The organism is Palleronia pelagia, assembly GCF_900110115.1.
In the GTDB taxonomy this organism is placed as follows: Bacteria; Pseudomonadota; Alphaproteobacteria; order Rhodobacterales; family Rhodobacteraceae; genus Palleronia; species Palleronia pelagia.
In genome coordinates, this window is record NZ_FOCM01000006.1 from 273,863 (window position 1) to 295,000 (window position 21,138).

A 21,138-nucleotide genomic window follows, 5' to 3' on the forward strand; every position below is an offset into this window, starting at 1 on the left:
GGTCGCAGCCCCGGAGCCCGCCATGCCGCCCGACACGCTCTGGCACGACAGCAGCGCCGAACCCGCGCCGGGCACGTCGTTGCAAACCGATATGCGCGTCGACCTGGCGGTGATCGGCGGCGGTTTCACCGGCTGTTCCGCCGCGCTCGAGGCCGCGGGGCAGGGCGCATCGGTTGCCCTGTTCGAGGCGGGCGAGATCGGCGACGGCGGATCGGGCCGCAACGTGGGGCTGGTGAACGCGGGGCTCTGGCTGCCGCCCGACGCCATCGCCGACGCCATCGGCGCGGAGGAGGCCGGATGGCTGGTCGACCTGCTGGCGGGCGCGCCGGACCGGGTGTTCGACCTGATCGACCGCCACGGCATCGACTGCGCGGCGCGGCGGGCGGGGACGCTTCATTGCGCCCACGCGCCCGGGGCGTTGAACGGACTGCGCGACCGGCTGGCGCAGGGCAACCGGCTGGGGGCGCCGCTGCGGCTGCTGGATTCGGACGAGACCGCCCGGCGCACCGGCGCGACCGGCCTTGCCGGGGCGCTGTTCGATCCGCGGGCGGGCACGATCCAGCCGCTGGCCTACGCCCGCGGCCTGGCGCGCGCGGCGGCCGCCGCCGGGGCGGAGATCCACGTGCAAAGCCCGGTGCGCCGCATCGCCCGCCAGGGGGAGGATTGGCGGCTCGAGGTCAGCGGACACACCGTCACCGCGCGGGCCGTCCTTCTGGCCACCAACGCCTATCACCGCGACCTGAGCGGGCCGGTGCGCCCGCGCTTCGTCACGGTGGGCTACTCGCAATTCGCCACCGATCCGCTGCCCGAGGACTTGCGGGACCGGATTCTGCCCGGGGGCGAGGGCTGCTGGGACACCGCGCGGGTGATGAGCAGTTTCCGGGTGGACGGCGCGGGCCGTCTGATCCTCGGCGGGATCGGCGACCTGTCGCTGCCCGGCGGTCGCATTCACCGGGCCTGGGCGCGCCGCAAGCTCGCCGCGTTGTTCCCCGAGGCCGCCCACCTGCCCTTCGCCCATGCGTGGTCGGGGCGCATCGCGATGACCGGCGACCACGTTCCGAAAATCGTGGCGTTCGGGCCGGAGGCGCTGGCCGTGTTCGGCTATTCCGGCCGGGGCATCGGGCCCGGAACCGCGTTCGGCACGCTGGCCGCGCGGGCCCTGCTCGCCCGTGATCCCGCCCACTTGCCGTTGACGCCCGTGCCCTCGCACGACGAACCGTTCGCGCGCGGCCGGGCCGCCGCGTTCGAGCTGGGGGCCGGCGCCGTGCACGCGACGGCGATGCTGCGGCGGGGGAGGGGCTAGCCAATGGGCCGTTCACATCCTGCCCAAAATTTACCGTTTGATAAAAAAATTTTTCGTGCAAAGCTCGATCCCGAACCAGCCGTTGAGGAGCGCGCATGTCCAACCCCCTGACCCCCGGTATCGCCGCAGGCCGCCTGTCCGCCGACGAGATCGCCGAGAACTTCGCCGACCTGCACGCGCCGCTGGACATGCACGAGGCGCGCGTCGCCGCCGACCGGTGCTATTTCTGCTACGACGCGCCCTGCGTGACCGCGTGCCCGACCGAGATCGACATCCCGCTGTTCATCCGCCAGATCGCCAACGGCCAGCCCGAAAGCGCGGGGCGCACCATCCTGAACCAGAACATCCTTGGTGGCATGTGCGCGCGGGTCTGCCCGACCGAGGACCTGTGCGAAGGCGCCTGCGTGCGCGAGGCGGCCGAGGGCAAGCCGGTGCAGATCGGCCGGCTTCAGCGCCACGCGACCGACAGCGTGATGGCGCGGCAAGGCCACCCCTTCGACCGCGCACCCGCGACGGGCAAGCGCGTGGCGGTGGTCGGCGCCGGGCCTGCGGGCCTGGCCTGCGCCCACCGGCTGGCCATGCGCGGGCATGATGTCGTGCTCTACGATGCCAAGGACAAGCCCGGCGGGCTGAACGAGTTCGGGATCGCCGCCTACAAGTCCACCGACGATTTCGCCGCGCGCGAAGTCGGCTGGCTGTGCCAGATCGGCGGGATCGAGCTGAAGCCCGGCCACGCGCTGGGCCGCGACATCACGCTGGACGGTTTGAAGGCCGAGTTCGACGCCGTCTTCGTGGGCGTGGGCCTTGGCGGGGTGAACGATCTCGACGCGCCGGGGGCCGAGCGCGACGGTGTGCAGGACGCGGTGGGCTTCATCGCCGCGCTGCGCCAGGCCGACGACCTGGCCAAGCTGCCCGTGGGCCGCAACGTGGTGGTGATCGGCGGCGGCATGACGGCGGTGGACGCCGCCGTGCAGTCCAAGCTGCTGGGCGCCGAGAACGTGACCATCGCCTATCGTCGCGGCAAGGACCGCATGGGCGCCTCGGAATTCGAGCAGGACCTGGCCACGTCGAAGGGCGTGCGCATCATCTGCAACGCGCAGCCGGTGGCGATCCATGGCAACGGCGCGGCCGCCGAGATCGAGCTGGAATACACCGCCGACGACGGATCGGGCCTCAAGGGCACGGGCGAGACGCTGCGCCTGCCCGCCGACCAGGTGTTCAAGGCCATCGGCCAGACGCTGACCTTCGAGGGCCTCGCGCTCGACGGCCGCAAGATCGCCGTGACCGGCGCCGGCCGCACCTCGGTCGAAGGTGTCTGGGCCGGCGGCGACTGCACGCCGGGCGACGATCTGACCGTCGTCGCGGTGGCCGAGGGGCGCGATGCGGCCGAGGATATCCACGCGACGCTCATGGGCGTCGCGGCGCCCGAAACCGGCGCCGTGATCGGCGAAGCGGCGCGTGCCTGAACTTCCCGAGGTCGAGGCCGCGCGCCGCCGGATCGAACGCGGCGCGCTCAACCGCACGATCGAGGCGGTGACCTACGGCGACGACATCACGCATATGGACCTGCCCGACCGCGCGGCGTTGGACCGGTTCACGGGCACGCAATTCTCCACCGCCACGCGGCACGGCAAGTTCATCTTCGCGGGCACGCAGGGCGGACCCTGGATGATGATCCACCTTGGCATGGCCGGATCGATCCGCGTCATGGACGCGGACGAGGTCGACGCCGACTACATCCGGCTGACGGTTGCGTTCGAGGGCGGCACCCGCCTGACCTTCCGCGATCCGCGCAAGTTCGGCGAGATCGTCGTAGTCGAGGGTGTCGAGGATTACGTGGCCGAACGCGGGCTTGGCCCAGATGCGCTGACCATCGGCGACAACGCGTTCGCCGACGTGATCGGCGGGACGCGCGGGGCGGTCAAATCCGCCCTGCTGGCGCAATCGAAGCTGGCCGGCGTCGGCAACCTCTGGGCGGACGAGTCGCTCTATCGCGCGGGGATCCTGCCCGATGCGCGGGCCTGCGACCTGGACGCGGGCCGGATCGGGCAACTGCACGGCGTCGTCGGCGACACGCTGAAGGCCGTGGTGGACACCGATGCCGTCTATTCGAAGCTGCCCGCCGACTGGCTGATCCACCGCCGTGACGAGGGTGCCGATTGCGGGATCTGCGACGGCGCCATCGGGAAGACGAAGGTGGGTGGGCGCACGTCCTATTTCTGCCCGGACCACCAGACCGGGGGGTGATACTGCGCGGCCCGGATCCGGGGCGCGTTCTGAATTGATGAACGGGAGGGCCTGACATGGCTGATCTGACGACCGATTTCGTGGGCATCAAGAGCCCCAACCCCTTCTGGCTGGCCTCGGCCCCGCCCACCGACAAGGAATACAACGTCCGCCGCGCCTTCGAGGCCGGCTGGGGCGGTGTCGTGTGGAAGACGCTGGGCGCCGAGGGCCCGCCCGTGGTCAACGTGAACGGCCCGCGCTACGGCGCGATCTGGGGCGCGGACCGCAGGCTTCTGGGACTGAACAACATCGAACTCATCACCGACCGCCCGCTCGAGGTGAACCTCGAGGAAATGGCGCGGGTGAAGTCGGACTATCCCGACCGCGCGCTGATCGCGTCGATCATGGTGCCCTGCGAGGAAAGCGCCTGGAAGGCGATCCTGCCGCGGGTGATGGAAACGGGCGCCGACGGGATCGAGCTGAACTTCGGCTGCCCCCACGGCATGGCCGAACGCGGCATGGGCAGCGCGGTGGGGCAGGTGCCCGAATACATCGAAATGGTCACCCGCTGGTGCAAGCAGTATTACGACCGCCCCGTGATCGTGAAGCTGACCCCCAACATCACCGACATCCGCAAGCCCGCCCAGGCGGCGAAGAACGGCGGTGCGGACGCGGTCAGCCTGATCAACACGATCAACTCGATCACGTCTGTCAATCTCGACACCATGTCGCCCGAGCCCTCTATCGACGGCAAGGGCAGCCATGGCGGCTATTGCGGCCCGGCGGTGAAGCCCATCGCCATGAACATGGTGGCCGAGATCGCCCGTGATCCCGAAACCCACGGCCTTCCGATCAGCGGCATCGGCGGGATCACCACCTGGCGCGACGCGGCCGAGTTCATGAGCCTCGGCGCGGGCAACGTGCAGGTCTGTACCGCCGCCATGACCTATGGCTTCCGCATCGTGGAAGAGATGAAAGCGGGCCTGTCGGCCTGGATGGACGAAAAGGGCTACGCCTCGGTCGCCGAGGTCGTGGGCCGCGCGGTGCCCAAAGTCACCGACTGGCAGTACCTGAACCTGAACTACGTCACCAAGGCGCGGATCAGCCAGGACGACTGCATCAAGTGTGGTCGCTGCTTCGCCGCCTGCGAGGACACGTCCCACCAGGCCATCGCCATGTCGCCCGACCGCACCTTCACCGTGATCGACGAGGAATGCGTGGCCTGCAACCTGTGCGTGGATGTCTGCCCAGTCGAGAACTGCATCACCATGGAAGAGCTGCCCAAGGGCGCAGTCGACCCGCGCACCGGCAAGACCGTGGGCGACTATGCCAACTGGACGACGCACCCGAACAACCCCGCGGCGCAAGCAGCGGAGTGACGGGTGGATGACGCCGACCGCCGTCTGCTGACGGAGCTGTTCGACGCGGCCGTCGCCGCGGCGGACCCCGCCCGCGCCATCGCACGCGCCATGCCCGCGCCGCCCAAGGGACGCACGGTCGTGGTGGGCTGCGGCAAGGGCGCGGCGCAGCTGGCGGCGGCGTTCGACGCGGCGTGGGAGGACGACCTGACCGGCGTCGTCGTCACGCGCTATGGCTACGCCACCGACGCAGGCCGCATCCGGGTGATGGAGGCGTCGCATCCCGTGCCCGACACGGCCGGTCTCGAGGCGTCACGGGCGCTGATGGACGCGGTGTCAGGGCTTGGTCCGGACGACCTGGTCGTCGCGCTCATCTGCGGCGGGGGGTCGGCCCTTTTGCCGATGCCGCCCGAGGGGATGGACCTCGACGATGAACGCGCGCTGAACGAGGCGCTTCTGGCCTCGGGCGCGCCCATCGGCGTGATGAACGCCATCCGCAAGCACGCCAGCCGGATCAAGGGCGGGCGCCTCGCCGCCGCCGCGCATCCGGCGCGGGTCGTGTCGCTGGTCGTGTCGGACGTGCCGGGCGACGATCCGGCCGAGGTCGCGTCGGGGCCCACGGTACCGTCGGCTGTCACGCTGGAAGAGACCCGCGCGCTGATCGAAAGCTACGGGATCGACCTGCCCGAGATCATCCGCGGCCACCTGGAAACCGGCGCCGCCCGCGCGCCAGCGCCGGGCGACGACGTATTCGCGGGGAACGAGGTCCATGTGGTCGCCTCGGCCAGCATCTCGCTCGAAGCCGCGGTGGCGCGGGCGCGCGAAGCGGGCTACGACGCCGTGATCCTGTCGGACGCCATCGAGGGCGAGGCGCGGGACGTGGGCCAGGTTCACGCCGCGATCGCGCGCGAGGTGGCCATGCGCGGGCGGCCCTTCTCCGCGCCGGTCGTGATCCTGTCGGGGGGCGAGACCACGGTCAGCCTGCGCGGCAAGGGTGGGCGCGGTGGGCGCAACACCGAGTTCCTGTTGTCCTTCGCGCGGGCCATCGACGGGCTGCCGGGCATCGCCGCGCTGGCCGCCGATACCGACGGCATCGACGGGTCCGAGGACAACGCGGGCGCGTTCGCCACAGGCGACACGGCGGCGGCCCTGCGCGCGACGGGTGTCGATCCGGGCGGCGCGTTGGGGCGCAACGATGCCTGGGGTGCGTTCGAAGCTGTGGATGCGCTGTTCGTGCCCGGTCCCACCGGCACCAACGTGAACGACTTTCGCGCGATCCTCGTCCGCGCCGCCGACTAGGCGCCCGGCCGCAGCAGGCGGTCGAAGAGCTGCGTCAGGTGTGCCTCGGCCCCCCGCAGCGGGTCGTCGGTGTCCAGCACCGCGCGCACCTGCACATCGAAATCGGCATAGTGCTGGGTCAGCGCCCAGACCGACATGATGGTGTGATGCGGGTCCACCTGCGCCAGCCGCCCTTCGGCCACCCAGTCGGCGATCAGCGCGGCGGCGCCGTCGACGAGGTCGCGCAGGGTGCTGGCCAGCGTGTCGTCGATATGCGGCGCGCCCGACAGGATCTCGTTCGCGAACAGCCGGCTTTCGCGCGGGTAGTCGCGGCTCAGCGCCAGCTTGCGCCGCACGTAGTCCAGCATCTCGTCCAGAGGCTCGCCCGCCGGGTCGATATCGCGCAGCGGCTCCAGCCAGGCATCCATCAGCTGCAACAGAAGGGCGCGGTGGATCGCCTCTTTCGACTGGAAATAATAGAGCAAATTGGGCTTCGACAGGCCCGCCTCGCCGGCGATCTGGTCCAGTGTTGCGCCCCGGAAGCCATAGCGCGAGAATATCTCGAGCCCGGCGTCGAGAATGGCGGCCCGGTTGCGGGACTGGATGCGCGTCTCAGGCATTTGCGGGACGGCCAAGCTTCGTGCGTCGCGGGCGCATTCCGCCGGTTTTTTGAGCAATTGCCGCCTGCATGGTCGCGATCCTTGACTGGTTCCGAACCTCTGTTAGCGTGCATTTTACCGATTGGTCAAATCATTGCGAGGACGCCCCATGCCCCCAGCCGCCCCCGGTGAAAACATGCGCATCAACGGCGACCGGCTGTGGGACAGCTTGATGGACATGGCCAAGATCGGGCCCGGCGTCGCGGGCGGCAACAACCGCCAGACGCTGACCGATGACGACGCGCGGGGCCGCGCGCTGTTCCAGGCCTGGTGCGAGGATGCGGGCTGCACCATGGGCCTCGACCAGATGGGCAACATGTTCGCGCGGCGCGAGGGGACGGACCCCGACGCGCTGCCGGTCTACGTGGGCAGCCACCTCGACACCCAGCCCACCGGTGGCAAGTACGACGGCGTGCTGGGCGTGCTGGGCGGATTGGAGATCATCCGCAGCCTCAATGACCTCGGCGTGAAGACGAAGCACCCTATCGTGGTGACGAACTTCACGAACGAGGAGGGCACCCGCTTCGCGCCCGCCATGCTCAGCTCGGGCGTCTTCGCCGGCATCCACGAACAGGACTGGGCCTATGCGAGGACCGACGCCAAGGGCCTGAGCTTCGGCGACGAGCTGGAGCGGATCGGCTGGAAGGGCGCGGAAGAGGTCGGCGCCCGCAAGATGCACGCCTTCTTCGAGCTGCATATCGAGCAGGGCCCGATTCTCGAAGCCGAGGGCAAGGATATCGGCGTGGTCACGCACGGGCAGGGCCTGTGGTGGCTCCAGATCACGCTGACCGGCAAGGACAGCCACACCGGCTCGACCCCCATGAACATGCGCAAGAACGCCGGGCTCGGCATGGCGCGCATCCTCGAACGCGTGCACGAGATCGCGATGGAGGCGCAGCCCGACGCCGTCGGCGCGGCCGGCCATATCGACGTCTACCCGAACTCGCGCAACGTGATCCCCGGCAAGGTGGTCTTCACCGTGGATTTCCGCTCGCCCGACCAGGCCAAGCTCGACGGCATGAAGGCGCGGCTTGAAGAAGAGGGCCCGAAGATCGCCGAGGAACTGGGCCTGGGCTTCGAGATCGAGACCGCCGGCCATTTCGACCCCGTGACGTTCGACGAGGGCTGCGTGAAGGCGGTCCGCGACGCAGCCGAGCGGCTGGGCTATTCGCACCGCGACATCGTCTCGGGCGCGGGCCACGATGCCTGCTGGATCAACCGCGTGGCCCCCACCGCGATGGTCATGTGCCCCTGCGTCGACGGCCTCAGCCACAACGAGGCCGAGGAAATCACCAAGGACTGGGCCAAGGCCGGCGCCGACGTGCTGCTGCACGCGGTGGTCGAGACGGCGGGGGTGGAGGGGTGACGTCCACAAGCCTTGACGACATCCCAACCGCGGCCTTCATAAGCCACTTCATCGTGGAGCACGCGCTTCAATACGACGTCTCACTTTCGAACGCGACGTCGGAAGTTGCTCCTCGATTTGGTGTTTTTCCTGATGGCGCCTATCCCCCAAAGCAGATTCGACTCATCGGATTACTTTATTGTCTTCTAATTCTGCCATCGGAAGTTTGGCGTCGACGCGAGCTATTCGATACGGTTCTTGAGCGGGCCAAATGCGATGATGACCTCGCTAATGCAGGGCGCACCCTTTGCAATCGCTCAGATATTCGAAGTATGAGGAACGCGGTTTCACACGGTAGGATCGGTCTGGAAGAGAACTCCATTCTATTCGTCGACAGGCGAGGTGATGCGGCCCCGCATTTCGAAGAACGCCTGAGTTATTCGGATGCTACAAATCTCTTGCTCGTTCTCGGACGCGCGTTCCATGAGGCCGCACAAATCAACTCAAAAATTGCGGATGCAGGGAGAACCTTTTGACCAAAGTCATCAAGAACGGCACCATCGTCACCCATGACCTGACCTACAAGGCGGACGTCCTGGTCGACGGCGGCAAGATCATCGAGATCGGCGAAGGGCTGACCGGCGACGAGGAAATCGACGCCACGGGCTGCTACGTCATGCCCGGCGGGATCGATCCGCATACCCATCTCGAGATGCCCTTCATGGGCACCTATTCTGCCGATGATTTCGAGTCCGGCACCCGCGCGGCGCTGGCTGGCGGGACGACGATGGTTGTCGACTTCGCGCTGCCCAGCCCCGGCCAGGGGCTGCTCGACGCGCTGAAGATGTGGGACAACAAGTCGACGCGCGCGCATTGCGACTATTCCTTCCACATGGCCGTGACGTGGTGGGGCGAACAGGTCTTCGACGAGATGGAGACCGTCGTGAAGGAGCGCGGCATCAACACCTTCAAGCACTTCATGGCCTACAAGGGCGCGCTGATGGTGCAGGACGACGAGATGTATGCCTCGTTCCAGCGGTTGGCGGAACTCGGCGCCATCGCCATGGTCCACGCCGAGAACGGCGACGTGGTGGCGGATCTGTCGGCCAAGCTGCTGGCCGAGGGCAATAACGGCCCCGAGGGCCACGCCTATTCCCGCCCGCCCCAGGTCGAGGGCGAGGCGACGAACCGCGCGATCATGATCGCCGACATGGCGGGCGTGCCGCTCTACGTCGTGCACACCTCGTGCGAGGACAGCCACGAGGCCATCCGCCGCGCGCGTCAGCAGGGCAAGCGCGTCTGGGGCGAGCCGCTGATCCAGCACCTGACGCTGGACGAGTCCGAGTACTTCAACCAGGACTGGGACCACGCCGCGCGCCGGGTGATGTCGCCGCCCTTCCGCAACAAGCAGCACCAGGACAGTCTTTGGGCCGGGCTGCAGGCGGGCTCGCTGTCGGTCGTGGCCACCGACCATTGTGCCTTCACCACCGACCAGAAGCGCACCGGCATCGGCGATTTCACCAAGATCCCGAACGGGACCGGCGGGCTCGAGGACCGGATGCCGATGCTCTGGACCCACGGGGTGGGCACCGGGCGGCTGACCCCGAACGAGTTCGTGGCGATCACATCGGCCAACATCGCGAAGATCCTCAACTGCTATCCCCGCAAGGGCGCGATCCGCGTGGGCAGCGACGCCGACATCGTTGTCTGGGATCCCGAGGCCGAGAAGACCATCACCGCCGGCGCGCAGCAGTCGGCCATCGACTACAACGTCTTTGAAGGAAAGAAAGTGAAGGGTTTGCCCCGCTATACCCTGTCGAAGGGCCGCGTGATGTTCGATACCGGCAAGATGCTGGGCCAGGAAGGCCACGGCGAATTCGTCAAGCGCGCGCCGCTGGGCGAGGTCAACAAGGCGCTGTCGTCCTGGAAGCAGATCACCGCGCCGCGGCCGGTGGAGCGCTCGGGCATCCCGGCGAGCGGGGTGTGATGGAGGCGACGGCAGAGGATCGCGCGCCCGGCGGGTCCGTGGTCGCGGCCCAGGGGCTGAACCTGACCTTCCACACCAACGACGGATCGGTTCACGCGCTGAAAGACGTGAACCTCGCAGTCGAGCGGGGTGAGTTCGTCAGTTTCATCGGCCCGTCGGGCTGCGGCAAGACCACCTTCCTGCGCTGTGTCGCGGGGCTGGAGACACCTACGGGCGGCAGCCTGTCGGTCAACGGGCTGGACCCAGACGCCGCCCGCCGCGCGCGGGCCTACGGCTACGTGTTCCAGGCGGCGGGGCTTTATCCCTGGCGGACCATCGGTGGAAATATCCGCCTACCGCTGGAGATCATGGGCTTTTCCGAGGACGAGAAAAAGCGCCGCGTGCGCGAGACGCTGGCCCTGGTCGACCTGGACGGGTTCGAGAACAAGTTTCCCTGGCAGTTGTCCGGTGGCATGCAGCAGCGCGCGTCGATCGCCCGGGCGCTGAGCTTCGACGCGGACCTTTTGTTGATGGACGAACCGTTCGGCGCGCTGGACGAGATCGTACGAGACCGGCTGAACGAGGAGCTCCTGTCGCTCTGGGCGCGTACCGGCAAGACGATGCTGTTCGTCACCCACTCGATCCCCGAGGCGGTGTACCTGTCCACGAAGATCGTCGTGATGTCCCCCCGCCCGGGGCGTATCAGCGACGTGATCGACAGCCCGCTTCCGAAGGAGCGGCCGCTCGACATACGCGATAGCCGCGGCTTCATCGACATCGCCCACCGCGTACGCGAAGGCCTGCGCGCCGGGATGGAGGAGGCATGAGACAGGCGGATACGAGGGGCACGCGGCCCCCCGCATCACTGGTCACGGTCATCGGCTCTCCAGCCTGTACCGTGGGTTCATTGTTGTCGGAGCTGGCTGAAGATTTCCTTAACTTCGGCCGCTCGGTCACTGTCATCTGTCGCACCATGAGTATTTTCGGACCAGTGATGACCGGAACGCGCATCAGCTTCATCACTGGTCCTCAAATACTCATGTCGAACCCGTGCAACTCGCACGCCGAGAGGGCGGCGGGATGACCGATACGCCGCTTTCCGCCCCGGGTGCGGGGGTCGGCCGCTCGGGCCGCGTGGCGCTGTGGCTCAGGGGTGCGGGCGGGCGGATCGTGCCGGTCTTGACCGTGATCGCGGCGCTGATCGTGTTGTGGTACGTCGCCTGCATTCCGATGAACGCGCATCAGTCCGTTCTGCTGGCGGAGCGGTCCGGCGCCGAGGTGACCCCCGCGGCCGCGTCCGAGCGGCGCAACATGGGGGGCATCGCGCTCAGCCTGCGGAATCCGGGCCCCGCGCTGTCGGCTGCCTTCGCGCAGGATCGACCGGTCCTGCCCGCGCCGCACCAGGTGGCGGTCGAGTTGTGGGACAGCACGGCGGGCATGCGGCCGACTTCGAAGCGCAGCCTGATCTTCCACGGCTGGATCACCTTGTCGGCCACGCTGGCCGGCTTCGCCGTGGGCACCGCGCTGGGCATCCTGCTGGCCGTGGGGATCGTGCACAGCCGCGTGATGGACATGAGCGTCATGCCCTGGGCCATCGTCAGCCAGACCATTCCCATCATCGCCATCGCACCGATGATCATCGTCGTGCTTTATTCCGTCGGCGTGCAGGGGCTGCTGCCGAAGGCGGTGATCAGCGCCTACCTGTCCTTCTTCCCGGTCGTCGTGGGCATGGTGAAGGGGCTGCGCAGTCCCGACACCATGCAACTGGACCTGCTGCGCACTTACGGTGCGACCGGCGGGCAGACCTTCTGGAAACTGCGGCTGCCCGCGTCGCTGCCCTATCTCTTCGCGTCGCTGAAGATCGGGGTGGCCGCGTCTCTGATCGGCGCCATCGTGGGCGAACTGCCCACCGGCGCGGTTCGGGGTCTGGGCGCACGGTTGCTGGCGGGCAGCTATTACGGTCAGACCGTGCAGATCTGGTCGGCGCTTTTCGCCGCCGCGATCCTGGCCGCGGTGCTGGTGGCGATCATCGCCGGAATCGAACGGGTGCTGCTTCGGCGCATGGGGCTGGCGCGATGATGCTGGTGATCTTCGCACTCGTCCTCTGGGCGGCGGGCTTCGCGCTGAACGCGCGGCTGGCCACCGGCCCGGCCGCCGACACCCGTTCGGTGCAACTGGCCGTCCCGGCGATCTTCGGCCTGACCCTGATCGGCATGTGGGAGCTGATCGTCCGCGGGCTCGAGGTGCCTGGCGTCATCCTGCCCCCTCCCAGTGCCGTCGCCGCCGCCTTCGCGGGGGAGCTCGACGTGATCTGGGCCGATTTCGTGCAGACCTTCGTCAAGGGCGCCCTGTCTGGCTATGTCATCGGCGCGCTGGCCGCGTTCGCCTTCGCCATCGTGGCCGACCGCCACGATTTCCTGAAGCGCGGCCTGCTGCCCGTGGGCAACTTCATGGCCGCGCTGCCCATCGTCGGCACCGCGCCGATCCTGGTGATGTGGTTCGGCTTCGACTGGGAGTCGAAATCCGCCGTGGTCGTGGTCATGGTGTTCTTTCCGATCCTCGTGAACACCGTGGCGGGCCTGGCCGATACGCAGGCCATGCAGCGTGACCTGATGCGCACCTACGGGGCCAGCTATGTCCAGACGCTGCTCAAACTGCGTCTGCCGGCGGCCATGCCCTTCATCTTCAACGGTCTGAAGATCAGCACGACGCTGGCGCTGATCGGTGCGATAGTCGCCGAATTTTTCGGCTCTCCCACGCTCGGGATGGGCTTTCGCATCTCGACCAGTGTCGGACAGCTGGCGCTGGACATGGTCTGGGCCGAGATCGTGGCCGCGGCCCTTGCGGGTTCGGCCTTTTACGGCATCATCGCCTTCATCGAGAAGCGGGTGACCTTCTGGCACCCGTCCCACCGGGGCTGAACCCCGGGGAGATCCAACAAGGAGAAACATGTACATGAAGACCAGGATCATTGCCGCGGCTGTGGCCGCATTTGCCGGTGGCGCAGCGTATGCGCAGGACGAGGTCACTCTTCAGCTGAAATGGGTCACCCAGGCCCAGTTCGCCGGATACTACGTGGCCGAGGACCAGGGGTTCTATGACGAAGAGAACCTGGACGTGACCATCCTTCCGGGCGGGCCCGACATCGCGCCGCCGCAGGTTCTGGCGGGCGGCGGGGCCGACGTGATGGTCGACTGGATGCCGTCGGCGCTTTCGGCGCGCGAGAAGGGCCTGCCGATCGTCAACATCGCCCAGCCGTTCAAGACCTCGGGCCTGATGCTGACGTGCTGGAAGGATACCGGCATCACCGGACCCGAGGACTTCCGCGGCCGCACCATCGGCGTCTGGTTCTTCGGCAACGAATACCCGTTCCTGAGCTGGATGAGCCAGGAAGGCATCCCCACGGACGCCTCGGATGACGGCATCACCGTCTTGAAGCAGGGCTTCAACGTCGACCCGCTGTTGCAGCGCCAGGCCGACTGCATCTCGACCATGACATACAACGAATACGGCCAGGTGCTGGACGCGGGCGTCAGCGAGGACGAACTGGTGAACTTCAAGTACGAAGACCAGGGCGTCGCCACGCTGGAAGACGGGCTTTACGTGCTCGAGGAGAATCTCGAGGACCCGGAATTCGTCGACAAGATGGAGCGCTTCGTCCGTGCCTCGATGAAGGGCTGGAAATGGGCCGAGGAGAACCCCGAAGACGCCGCGATGATCGTGCTCGACAACGACGAGACCGGCGCCCAGACCGAGTCGCACCAGATCCGCATGATGCAGGAGATCGCCAAGCTGACCGCCGGCTCGAACGGCGCGCTTGCGGAGGAGGACTACCGCCGCACCGTCGACACGCTGCTGGCCGGCGGGTCCGACCCGGTCATCTCGAAGGAGCCCGAGGGCGCCTGGACCCACGAGATCACCGACGCCGCGCTGAACTGAGCCCGGCGCGCGGCCTTCGGGCCACGATGTGGAAGACGCAGCCGCCCGATATTTGGGCGGCTGCTGTCGTTTTGGCGGCCTCGCCCGCCCAAGCCCTGTGCAAACGCGCGCGGCTTGCTAGGATCGCCGCAGGATGAACGACACGCAGACCCTTGGATCACCCCAGGTACAGCCCCGCTCGTTGGGGGGCCTGTCCGTTGTCGCCGCGGCGCGCGGCGGGGTCAGCGCGCTGTCGGACCTTCGCCAGTCGGGCGCTCTGAAGGCGCTGTTCCCGACCCCGCGCGGCGCGGGTGTGACGGCGGTCTGCATCAATACCGGGGGCGGCATCGCCGGGGGGGACCGGTTCGAGATCTCGGCGACGGCCCGCGCGGACGCGCGCCTGACCCTGACGACGCAGGCGGCCGAGCGGGTCTACCGGGCCGCAGCTGCCGTGCCGGGCCGTATGACGACGCGCCTGACGGTCGATCGGGGCGCGACCCTGCACTGGCTGCCGCAGGAGACGATCCTGTTCGACGGTGCGCGGCTCAGGCGGCGGCTTCGGATCGAGATGGCCGAGGATGCGCGGCTGTTGATGGTCGAGCCGGTGGCCTTCGGCCGCCACGCGCGGGGCGAGGTCTTGCGCGGTGGCGCGTTCGAGGACCGCGTCGCCATCGACCGCGCGGGCGCACCGCTCTACCGCGATGCAACGCGGCTGTCGGGTGACATTGCCGGGCACCTGGCACGACCCGCCATCGCGGGCGGGGCAGGGGCCATGGCGCTTGTCGTGCTGGCTGAACCCGAGGCCGAGCGTCATCTGCCCGCCGCACGCGCCGTGCTGCCCGCCGGTGCGGGCGCCTCGTCGCCGGCGCCGGGCCTGCTGGTCGTGCGGTTGCTGGCCGGCGATTCCTTCGATCTGCGCCGCGCCCTCATCCCGCTGCTCGAGCGGTTGTCGGGCGCCGCATTGCCCCCTGTCTGGAGATCCTGAAGAATGAACCTGACCCCCCGCGAAAAGGACAAGCTGCTCGTCGCAATGGCCGCGCAGGTGGCGCGCGCCCGGTTGGCCCGCGGCGTGAAACTGAACCACCCCGAGGCCATCGCGCTCATCACCGATGCGGTCGTCGAGGGCGCGCGCGACGGCCGCAGCGTGGCCGACATGATGCAGGCGGGGGCGCAGGTCGTCACCCGCGATCAATGCATGGAGGGCGTGCCCGAGATGATCCACGACGTGCAGGTCGAGGCGACCTTTCCCGACGGCACCAAGCTGGTGACCGTGCACAACCCCATCCGCTGAGATCCCGCGACGCGATACCGGCGCACCACGAAAGGACGGCCCATGATCCCCGGAGAATTCCTGACCGCAGACGGCGACATCACCCTGAACGAGGGGGCCGAGGCCATCACACTGATGGTCGCCAATACCGGCGACCGGCCGATCCAGGTGGGCAGCCACTACCACTTCGCCGAGACCAACGCCGCGCTGGATTTCGACCGCGACGCGGCGCGGGGGATGCGACTGGACATCGCTGCCGGCACCGCCGTGCGTTTCGAGCCGGGACAGCGGCGCGAGATTTCGCTGATCCCCTATGGCGGTGGCCGGCAGGTTTTCGGCTTCAACGGCGCGGTGATGGGCGCGTTGTGAGGGCCGCCCTGACGCTCGCCCTCGCTGTGTTTCCGCTGGCGGCCGGTGCACAGGCCCCGAACTGCGCCAACCCGGTGACGCAGGCCGACATGAACCAGTGCAGCTATGCCGCCTGGCTGGCCGCGGATGCCGAACTGAACCGTCTCTGGGGCATCGCCAAGCCCCGGGCCGACGCGGGCGGTTACGGCCAGGCCCTGCTCGACGCACAGCGGGCCTGGATCGCCTATCGCGACGCGGCCTGCGCCGCCGAGGCCGCACCCTATGCCGGCGGATCGATCCAGCCGCTGATCGTCAATTCCTGCTTCGAGCGGCTGACCCTGCGCCGCAACGAGGACCTGCGCACCGATCCTTAAGCACTATGGAACCCGTCGCAATTTGAGGGCGTTAATCAGGTTACCTTGCTTGATCGGAGCACGCTCATGACCCTGCCTCTCGACATGTGGCGCACTGCCATGGCCTCGGCGCAAATGGTGGCCGAAGCGCAGGCGGTCATCGCGTACCGTCTTGCCGGGCTGGCCGGTGTCTGGTCCGTCGCCCCCACGGAAAACGCGGTGATGATCGGCGAGAAGGGCCCGGCCCTGCTGGACGCGCAAGCAGCGGCCTGGACCGCGGCGATGCGCGGCGGGCGCCCCGACCAGGTTTACAACGCCTGGCTCGGCCCCATCGGCAAGGCCACGCGGGCGAATGCACGGCGGTTGGGCAAGCGCGGGTTGCGCCAGCGCGCCTGAATATTGGGCAAAGGGCGCGGCATTCACCGCCCGCCCTTGTCAGATCGCCACCAGCCCGGAACAGTGTCGGTGAAAACCGCCTGAGACCGGGACCCCGCTATGCCGACCAAGATTGCCCGCGCCGACTATGCCGCCATGTTCGGCCCCACCACGGGCGACAAGGTCCGACTGGCCGATACCGACCTGCTGATCGAGGTCGAGCGCGACCTGACCACCTATGGCGAAGAGGTGAAGTTCGGCGGCGGCAAGGTCATCCGCGACGGCATGGGGCAGGGGCAGGCCAGCCGCGCTCAGGGCTCGATGGACACGGTCATCACCAATGCGCTGATCGTGGACCACACGGGCATCTACAAGGCAGACGTGGGCCTGCGCGACGGGCGCATCGCCAATATCGGCAAGGCGGGCAACCCGGACGTGCAGTCCGGCGTGGACATCCATGTCGGGCCGGGGACCGAGGTGATCGCGGGCGAGGGGCGCATCCTGACCGCCGGTGGCTTCGACAGTCACATCCACTTCATCTGCCCCCAGCAGATCGAGGACGCGCTGCATTCCGGCGTGACCACGATGCTGGGCGGCGGCACCGGGCCGGCCCACGGCACGCTCGCCACCACCTGCACGCCGGGGCCCTGGCATATCGGACGCATGCTCCAGGCGCTGGACGGCACGCCCGTCAATCTCGGCCTCTCGGGCAAGGGCAACGCCAGCCAGCCCGCCGCGCTGGTCGAGATGGTCAACGCGGGCGCCTGCGCGCTGAAGCTGCACGAGGATTGGGGCACCACGCCCGCCGCCATCGACTGCTGCCTGAGGGTAGCCGACGACATGGACGTGCAGGTGATGATCCACACCGACACCCTGAACGAATCCGGCTTCGTCGAACGCACGGTCGAGGCTATCGCGGGCCGCACGATCCACGCCTTCCACACCGAGGGCGCGGGGGGCGGCCACGCCCCGGATATCATCAAGATCTGCGGTGACGAGAACGTGCTGCCGTCGTCCACCAACCCGACGCGCCCGTTCACGGTGAACACCATCGAAGAGCACTTGGACATGCTCATGGTGTGCCACCACCTGGACAAGCGCGTGCCCGAGGACATCGCCTTCGCGGAATCCCGCATCCGGCGCGAAACCATCGCCGCCGAGGATATCCTGCACGACATGGGGGCGTTCTCGATCATCGCTTCCGACAGCCAGGCAATGGGCCGCGTGGGCGAGGTCATCATCCGTACCTGGCAGACCGCCGACAAGATGAAGAAGCAACGCGGCGCCCTGCCCGAGGAGACCGGCGACAACGACAATATGCGCGTGCGCCGCTACATCGCCAAGTACACGATCAACCCGGCGATCGCCCACGGCATGAGCCACGAGATCGGCAGCATCGAAATCGGCAAGCGGGCGGATCTATGCCTGTGGAATCCCGCCTTCTTCGGCGTGAAGCCCGAGATGGTGCTGGTGGGCGGCTCGATCGCCATGGCGCAGATGGGCGACCCGAATGCGTCGATCCCGACGCCGCAGCCTGTCTACTCGCGCCCGATGTTTGGCGCCATGGGTCGGGCGGCCGAGCGTGGTTCGGTTCTGTTCGTCAGCGAGGCGGCTCATGCGGGCGGCATCAAGGCCCATCTGGGCCTCGCCAAGGACACGGTCGCGGTGAAGGGGACACGCGGCATCGGCAAGCGCAACCTGCGCCTGAACGATGCCCTGCCGGTGATGGAGGTCGATCCCGAAACCTACGAGGTGCGCGCCGACGGCGAGCTGCTGACCTGTCAGCCGGCCGATGTCCTGCCCATGGCGCAACGGTACTTCCTGTTTTGAATCAAGAGGCTGGACATGGGGTCGGGGCGATTTCCGGGTTGCGCCCGCTGCAACGCGGCTATTCCGCATTGGGTCTAACGCTGCACTGCAGCAAGGCCTACCTTCAAGGTCAACGCACAATAGCAGACCCCGAAGGATACGATCCCCATGGCCGATATCAGCTTTCACCCCACCCACGTCGCTCAGGATGCGCTGTCCAGCATCAAGAACCTGTTCGCCCAGATCGGGCACGGCCTGGTCGCGATGGGCGAGAACTCCAGCCGTTATCGCCGTCTGACCGCCCTGAACCGCCTGTCGGACGCGCAACTGGCCGAGCGCGGTCTGAAGCGCGAGGACATCGTGCGGCACGTGTTCGCGGACGTCTTCTACGTCTGATACCGAATGACGGGGCGGCGCGATGACCGCGCTGCCGCCCCGCGCCACGCGCGTCCTCGACACCGCGGGGAACGCGCCCGTCGATACCGTCCGCCTCGACTACGCTGCCCGGCTTTTGCGCCGCAAGCGGCTGGTGGGGCAGGGCGGTCTCGAATTCCTTGTCGATCTCGAACAGGTCACCTCGCTCGACCACGGTGCCGGGCTTTGCCTTGAGGACGGTCGCATCGTGGCTGTCGCCGCCGCGGACGAGCCGCTGGTCGCCATTACCGGGCAGGCCCTGCCGCGTCTGGCCTGGCATATCGGCAACCGCCACACCCCCTGCGAAATCCACTCCGACCGGCTGGTAATCCAGCGCGACCCGGTGATCGAGCGGATGCTGACGGGACTCGGCGCCGATCTGCGCCCGTTCATGGGCCCGTTCCGCCCCGAAGGCGGCGCCTATGGCCATGGCCGGACCATGGGGCATTCCCACGGTGAACACGTCCATGGATGACGGCCTGCTTCTGCTGGCCCAATGGCTGTCGCCGGGCTTCCCGCTGGGCAGTTTCGCCTATTCCCAGGGCCTGGAGTCCGCAATCGCCGACGGGGTCGTGGGCGACGCTGAAACGCTTGAACTATGGCTGGCCGACACGCTCCAGGATGGCACCGGCCGGACCGATGCCATCCTGATCCGCGCTGCCCATGCGGCGACGGACCGGAACGCAGTGGCCGAGGTCGACGCGACAGCGCGCGCCTTCGCGTCCTGCGCCGGGCGCAGTGTCGAGTTGCACGACATGGGCGCCGCCTTCTCCAACACAGTGGACGCGGTCTGGGCTGTCGGGCTGGACGGGCTGTCCTTCCCCGTCGGGTTCGGCGTCGCCTGCCACGCACGGGGTATCGACGTCGACCGGGCCGTGCCCTTCTACCTGCACGCGGGCGTGGCCAATGTCGTCGCCGCGGCGCAACGGCTGATGCCACTGGGCCAGACAAGGGCGCAGGGGATCATCGCCGCGCTGTCGCCCCTGTGCGAACGGGTCGCCGCGGAGACGCGCGGGGCCACGCCGGACGATATCGCCACCGCAAGCTTCGCCGCCGATATTGCGGCGATGCGCCACGAAACACTGGAACCGAGGATCTTCCGCACATGAGCCGTCATGGCCCCCTTCGCATCGGCATCGGCGGCCCCGTGGGCGCCGGAAAGACCACGCTGACCGCGGCGCTGGCCCAACGGCTGCACCCGGGCCTGTCGCTGGGCGTCATCACCAACGACATCTATACGCAGGAAGATGCCGAGGCGTTGATGCGGATGCAGGTGCTTCCGGGCGACCGCATCATCGGGGTCGAAACGGGCGGCTGCCCCCACACCGCCATACGCGAGGACGCGTCGATCAACCTGGCCGCCGTGGCCCGCATGCGCGACCGGCACCCCGATCTCGAGGTCGTGCTGATCGAGTCGGGCGGCGACAACCTGTCGGCCACGTTTTCGCCCGAGCTGGCGGACCTGACGGTCTATGTCATCGACGTGGCGGCGGGCGAGGAGATCCCGCGCAAGGGCGGCCCGGCCATCACCCGGTCGGACCTGCTCGTGATCAACAAGACCGACCTCGCCCCCCATGTGGGCGCGTCGCTCGAGGTCATGGCACGCGATGCGGCCCGGATGCGCGGCGACCGGCCAGTCGTGTTCGCGTCCCTGCGCCGGGGCGAGGGCATCGCGGCGATCATCGAGATCCTGTCGCGAGAGGGTGGATTCGCCGTGCCCGAGACGGCCGAGACCTCCGACGCCTGACCCGGCACGCCCGAAGCAGGGCCTTCCCGTGGACAGGCGCGGCGCCGCACGCTACCCCTTGGGGACACGTGGCGAGGGAGGCGCGACATGTCCGATATTCCGGTCCCGGGGGCAGACGAATGCTGAAGGGAATCGATCCGCGGCTGAATGCCGACGTTCTCTTCGCCCTGCGCGCCATGGGGCATGGCGACACGCTGATCATCGCCGACACGAACTTCCCGGCCGACGCGGTATCGCGCGAAACGGTGTTGGGCGAATTGCTTCGGATGGAGAACCTGACAGCGACCGAAGCCGTCGGCGCGATCCTGTCGGTCCTGCCGCTCGACACGTTCGTGGATGATTTCGCCGCCCGGATGGCGGTGGTCGACGATCCCGACTCGGTTCCCGAGGTCCAGCGCGAAGTACTGGCCACGATCGACGCTGCCGAGGGCGCATCACGTCCGATGGTGGCCGTCGACCGCTTCGCCTTCTACGACCTGGCACGCGACAGTTACGCCGTCATCCAGACCGGCGAGCGGCGATTCTACGGCTGCTTCATGCTGCGCAAGGGCGTCGTGGGGCCGGACGCATGAGTGTCGTGATCCTTGGCGTCTTTGTCGCCGATACCGCCTTCCATGCCGACCGGATGCCGATCATGGGCGAAACCGTGTTGGGCCGTGACTTCGTGCTCGGTCCCGGCGGCAAGGGCTCGAACCAGGCGGTGGCCGCCGCGCGCGCCGGGGCCGACGCGCATTTCCTTACCCGGCTGGGCACGGACGATTTCGCACGG

The 21,138-nt window shown here is 68.2% G+C and carries 24 protein-coding genes (1 of these 24 running past the window's edge); 23 read left to right on the plus strand and 1 reads right to left on the minus strand.

Annotated elements, in window-relative coordinates; translation table 11 throughout:
• Positions 1 to 22 precede the first annotated feature (22 nt).
• The 5 genes from BMX96_RS14290 to BMX96_RS14310 all read left to right on the plus strand — a co-directional run bounded on the left by BMX96_RS14290 (position 23) and on the right by BMX96_RS14310 (position 6,186).
• Positions 23 to 1,303, plus strand: coding sequence for an NAD(P)/FAD-dependent oxidoreductase (locus BMX96_RS14290; RefSeq protein ID WP_091846105.1), 1,281 nt, complete (start codon positions 23 to 25; stop codon positions 1,301 to 1,303).
• 95 nt (positions 1,304 to 1,398) lie between these two features.
• On the plus strand, positions 1,399 to 2,769 hold the full coding sequence (locus tag BMX96_RS14295; RefSeq protein ID WP_091846106.1) for an NAD(P)-dependent oxidoreductase: 1,371 nt from the start codon (positions 1,399 to 1,401) through the stop codon (positions 2,767 to 2,769).
• Positions 2,762 to 3,550 (plus strand): Fpg/Nei family DNA glycosylase, encoded by a 789-nt coding sequence (locus tag BMX96_RS14300; protein ID WP_091846107.1) that lies wholly within the window; start codon positions 2,762 to 2,764, stop codon positions 3,548 to 3,550. The genes BMX96_RS14295 and BMX96_RS14300 overlap by 8 nt, the downstream gene beginning before the upstream one ends.
• Positions 3,551 to 3,606: 56 nt before the next feature.
• Positions 3,607 to 4,908, plus strand: a complete 1,302-nt coding sequence (gene preA, locus BMX96_RS14305; RefSeq protein WP_091846108.1) for an NAD-dependent dihydropyrimidine dehydrogenase subunit PreA — start codon at positions 3,607 to 3,609, stop codon at positions 4,906 to 4,908.
• A 3-nt stretch (positions 4,909 to 4,911) separates the two neighbouring features.
• Entirely contained in the window at positions 4,912 to 6,186 is a 1,275-nt protein-coding gene (locus BMX96_RS14310) for a glycerate kinase type-2 family protein (RefSeq protein ID WP_091846109.1), read from the plus strand.
• Here the strand turns inward: BMX96_RS14310 and BMX96_RS14315 are convergent.
• On the minus strand, positions 6,183 to 6,785 hold the full coding sequence (locus BMX96_RS14315; protein WP_091846110.1) for a TetR family transcriptional regulator C-terminal domain-containing protein: 603 nt from the start codon (positions 6,783 to 6,785) through the stop codon (positions 6,183 to 6,185). The genes BMX96_RS14310 and BMX96_RS14315 overlap by 4 nt on opposite strands.
• Before the next feature lie 148 nt (positions 6,786 to 6,933).
• Here BMX96_RS14315 and BMX96_RS14320 point away from each other — a divergent pair, with 148 nt between their 5' ends.
• The 18 genes from BMX96_RS14320 to rbsK form a co-directional block, all read left to right on the plus strand.
• The gene (locus tag BMX96_RS14320) at positions 6,934 to 8,190 is read left to right on the plus strand and encodes a Zn-dependent hydrolase (RefSeq protein ID WP_091846111.1); all 1,257 of its coding nucleotides are present in this window, start codon (positions 6,934 to 6,936) and stop codon (positions 8,188 to 8,190) included.
• A gap of 511 nt (positions 8,191 to 8,701) precedes the next feature.
• Positions 8,702 to 10,156 carry a dihydropyrimidinase gene (gene hydA, locus BMX96_RS14325; protein ID WP_073128056.1) on the plus strand — a complete coding sequence of 485 codons (1,455 nt, stop codon included), beginning with the start codon at positions 8,702 to 8,704 and terminating at the stop codon, positions 10,154 to 10,156.
• Positions 10,156 to 10,962 carry an ABC transporter ATP-binding protein gene (locus tag BMX96_RS14330; RefSeq protein WP_091846112.1) on the plus strand — a complete coding sequence of 269 codons (807 nt, stop codon included), beginning with the start codon at positions 10,156 to 10,158 and terminating at the stop codon, positions 10,960 to 10,962. The genes hydA and BMX96_RS14330 overlap by 1 nt, the downstream gene beginning before the upstream one ends.
• Positions 10,963 to 11,215: 253 nt before the next feature.
• Complete coding sequence (locus tag BMX96_RS14335; protein WP_091846113.1) at positions 11,216 to 12,214, plus strand: ABC transporter permease; 999 nt, start codon at positions 11,216 to 11,218, stop codon at positions 12,212 to 12,214.
• Positions 12,211 to 13,056: an ABC transporter permease gene (locus BMX96_RS14340; protein ID WP_091846114.1), complete on the plus strand. Its 846-nt coding sequence runs from the start codon at positions 12,211 to 12,213 to the stop codon at positions 13,054 to 13,056. The genes BMX96_RS14335 and BMX96_RS14340 overlap by 4 nt, the downstream gene beginning before the upstream one ends.
• A gap of 34 nt (positions 13,057 to 13,090) precedes the next feature.
• The gene (locus BMX96_RS14345; protein WP_091846140.1) at positions 13,091 to 14,074 is read left to right on the plus strand and encodes an ABC transporter substrate-binding protein; all 984 of its coding nucleotides are present in this window, start codon (positions 13,091 to 13,093) and stop codon (positions 14,072 to 14,074) included.
• A gap of 133 nt (positions 14,075 to 14,207) precedes the next feature.
• Positions 14,208 to 15,038 carry an urease accessory protein UreD gene (locus BMX96_RS14350; protein ID WP_091846115.1) on the plus strand — a complete coding sequence of 277 codons (831 nt, stop codon included), beginning with the start codon at positions 14,208 to 14,210 and terminating at the stop codon, positions 15,036 to 15,038.
• Positions 15,039 to 15,041: 3 nt separating this feature from the next.
• Complete coding sequence (locus BMX96_RS14355) at positions 15,042 to 15,344, plus strand: urease subunit gamma (protein ID WP_073128061.1); 303 nt, start codon at positions 15,042 to 15,044, stop codon at positions 15,342 to 15,344.
• Positions 15,345 to 15,386: 42 nt separating this feature from the next.
• Positions 15,387 to 15,692 carry an urease subunit beta gene (locus tag BMX96_RS14360; RefSeq protein ID WP_091846116.1) on the plus strand — a complete coding sequence of 102 codons (306 nt, stop codon included), beginning with the start codon at positions 15,387 to 15,389 and terminating at the stop codon, positions 15,690 to 15,692.
• A gap of 26 nt (positions 15,693 to 15,718) precedes the next feature.
• A complete protein-coding gene (locus tag BMX96_RS14365) occupies positions 15,719 to 16,045 on the plus strand; it encodes a lysozyme inhibitor LprI family protein (RefSeq protein WP_084140578.1) in 327 nt (108 codons plus the stop codon).
• 66 nt (positions 16,046 to 16,111) lie between these two features.
• Positions 16,112 to 16,420 carry a hypothetical protein gene (locus tag BMX96_RS14370; RefSeq protein WP_091846117.1) on the plus strand — a complete coding sequence of 103 codons (309 nt, stop codon included), beginning with the start codon at positions 16,112 to 16,114 and terminating at the stop codon, positions 16,418 to 16,420.
• 99 nt (positions 16,421 to 16,519) lie between these two features.
• Positions 16,520 to 18,229 carry an urease subunit alpha gene (gene ureC / locus BMX96_RS14375; RefSeq protein WP_091846118.1) on the plus strand — a complete coding sequence of 570 codons (1,710 nt, stop codon included), beginning with the start codon at positions 16,520 to 16,522 and terminating at the stop codon, positions 18,227 to 18,229.
• A 147-nt stretch (positions 18,230 to 18,376) separates the two neighbouring features.
• The gene (locus BMX96_RS14380; protein WP_091846119.1) at positions 18,377 to 18,604 is read left to right on the plus strand and encodes a DUF1127 domain-containing protein; all 228 of its coding nucleotides are present in this window, start codon (positions 18,377 to 18,379) and stop codon (positions 18,602 to 18,604) included.
• Positions 18,605 to 18,626: 22 nt separating this feature from the next.
• Entirely contained in the window at positions 18,627 to 19,097 is a 471-nt protein-coding gene (locus BMX96_RS14385; RefSeq protein WP_091846120.1) for an urease accessory protein UreE, read from the plus strand.
• Positions 19,051 to 19,731, plus strand: a complete 681-nt coding sequence (locus tag BMX96_RS14390; RefSeq protein ID WP_236737080.1) for an urease accessory protein UreF — start codon at positions 19,051 to 19,053, stop codon at positions 19,729 to 19,731. Before BMX96_RS14385 ends, BMX96_RS14390 begins: the two co-directional genes overlap by 47 nt.
• Entirely contained in the window at positions 19,728 to 20,369 is a 642-nt protein-coding gene (gene ureG / locus BMX96_RS14395; RefSeq protein WP_091846122.1) for an urease accessory protein UreG, read from the plus strand. Before BMX96_RS14390 ends, ureG begins: the two co-directional genes overlap by 4 nt.
• A gap of 119 nt (positions 20,370 to 20,488) precedes the next feature.
• Positions 20,489 to 20,941 (plus strand): RbsD/FucU family protein, encoded by a 453-nt coding sequence (locus BMX96_RS14400; protein ID WP_091846123.1) that lies wholly within the window; start codon positions 20,489 to 20,491, stop codon positions 20,939 to 20,941.
• On the plus strand, positions 20,938 to 21,138 hold the start of the coding sequence (gene rbsK / locus BMX96_RS14405; protein ID WP_091846124.1) for a ribokinase. 714 nt of this gene lie beyond the right edge of the window; 201 of the gene's 915 nt are visible here — the first part of the coding sequence; it begins with the start codon at positions 20,938 to 20,940; its stop codon lies off the right edge, out of view. Before BMX96_RS14400 ends, rbsK begins: the two co-directional genes overlap by 4 nt.

Coding starts and splice junctions, on each gene's coding strand:
- BMX96_RS14385 (WP_091846120.1), top strand. CDS start 18,627: ATGACCGCGCTGCCGCCCCGCGCCACGCGCGTCCTCGACACCGCGGGG.
- BMX96_RS14335 (WP_091846113.1), top strand. CDS start 11,216: ATGACCGATACGCCGCTTTCCGCCCCGGGTGCGGGGGTCGGCCGCTCG.
- ureG (WP_091846122.1), top strand. CDS start 19,728: ATGAGCCGTCATGGCCCCCTTCGCATCGGCATCGGCGGCCCCGTGGGC.
- BMX96_RS14355 (WP_073128061.1), top strand. CDS start 15,042: ATGAACCTGACCCCCCGCGAAAAGGACAAGCTGCTCGTCGCAATGGCC.
- BMX96_RS14315 (WP_091846110.1), bottom strand. CDS start 6,785: ATGCCTGAGACGCGCATCCAGTCCCGCAACCGGGCCGCCATTCTCGAC.
- BMX96_RS14290 (WP_091846105.1), top strand. CDS start 23: ATGCCGCCCGACACGCTCTGGCACGACAGCAGCGCCGAACCCGCGCCG.
- BMX96_RS14320 (WP_091846111.1), top strand. CDS start 6,934: ATGCCCCCAGCCGCCCCCGGTGAAAACATGCGCATCAACGGCGACCGG.
- ureC (WP_091846118.1), top strand. CDS start 16,520: ATGCCGACCAAGATTGCCCGCGCCGACTATGCCGCCATGTTCGGCCCC.
- BMX96_RS14390 (WP_236737080.1), top strand. CDS start 19,051: ATGGCCGGACCATGGGGCATTCCCACGGTGAACACGTCCATGGATGAC.
- BMX96_RS14340 (WP_091846114.1), top strand. CDS start 12,211: ATGATGCTGGTGATCTTCGCACTCGTCCTCTGGGCGGCGGGCTTCGCG.
- BMX96_RS14295 (WP_091846106.1), top strand. CDS start 1,399: ATGTCCAACCCCCTGACCCCCGGTATCGCCGCAGGCCGCCTGTCCGCC.
- BMX96_RS14345 (WP_091846140.1), top strand. CDS start 13,091: ATGAAGACCAGGATCATTGCCGCGGCTGTGGCCGCATTTGCCGGTGGC.
- BMX96_RS14380 (WP_091846119.1), top strand. CDS start 18,377: ATGGCCGATATCAGCTTTCACCCCACCCACGTCGCTCAGGATGCGCTG.
- BMX96_RS14350 (WP_091846115.1), top strand. CDS start 14,208: ATGAACGACACGCAGACCCTTGGATCACCCCAGGTACAGCCCCGCTCG.
- BMX96_RS14400 (WP_091846123.1), top strand. CDS start 20,489: ATGCTGAAGGGAATCGATCCGCGGCTGAATGCCGACGTTCTCTTCGCC.
- preA (WP_091846108.1), top strand. CDS start 3,607: ATGGCTGATCTGACGACCGATTTCGTGGGCATCAAGAGCCCCAACCCC.
- BMX96_RS14360 (WP_091846116.1), top strand. CDS start 15,387: ATGATCCCCGGAGAATTCCTGACCGCAGACGGCGACATCACCCTGAAC.
- BMX96_RS14330 (WP_091846112.1), top strand. CDS start 10,156: ATGGAGGCGACGGCAGAGGATCGCGCGCCCGGCGGGTCCGTGGTCGCG.
- BMX96_RS14370 (WP_091846117.1), top strand. CDS start 16,112: ATGACCCTGCCTCTCGACATGTGGCGCACTGCCATGGCCTCGGCGCAA.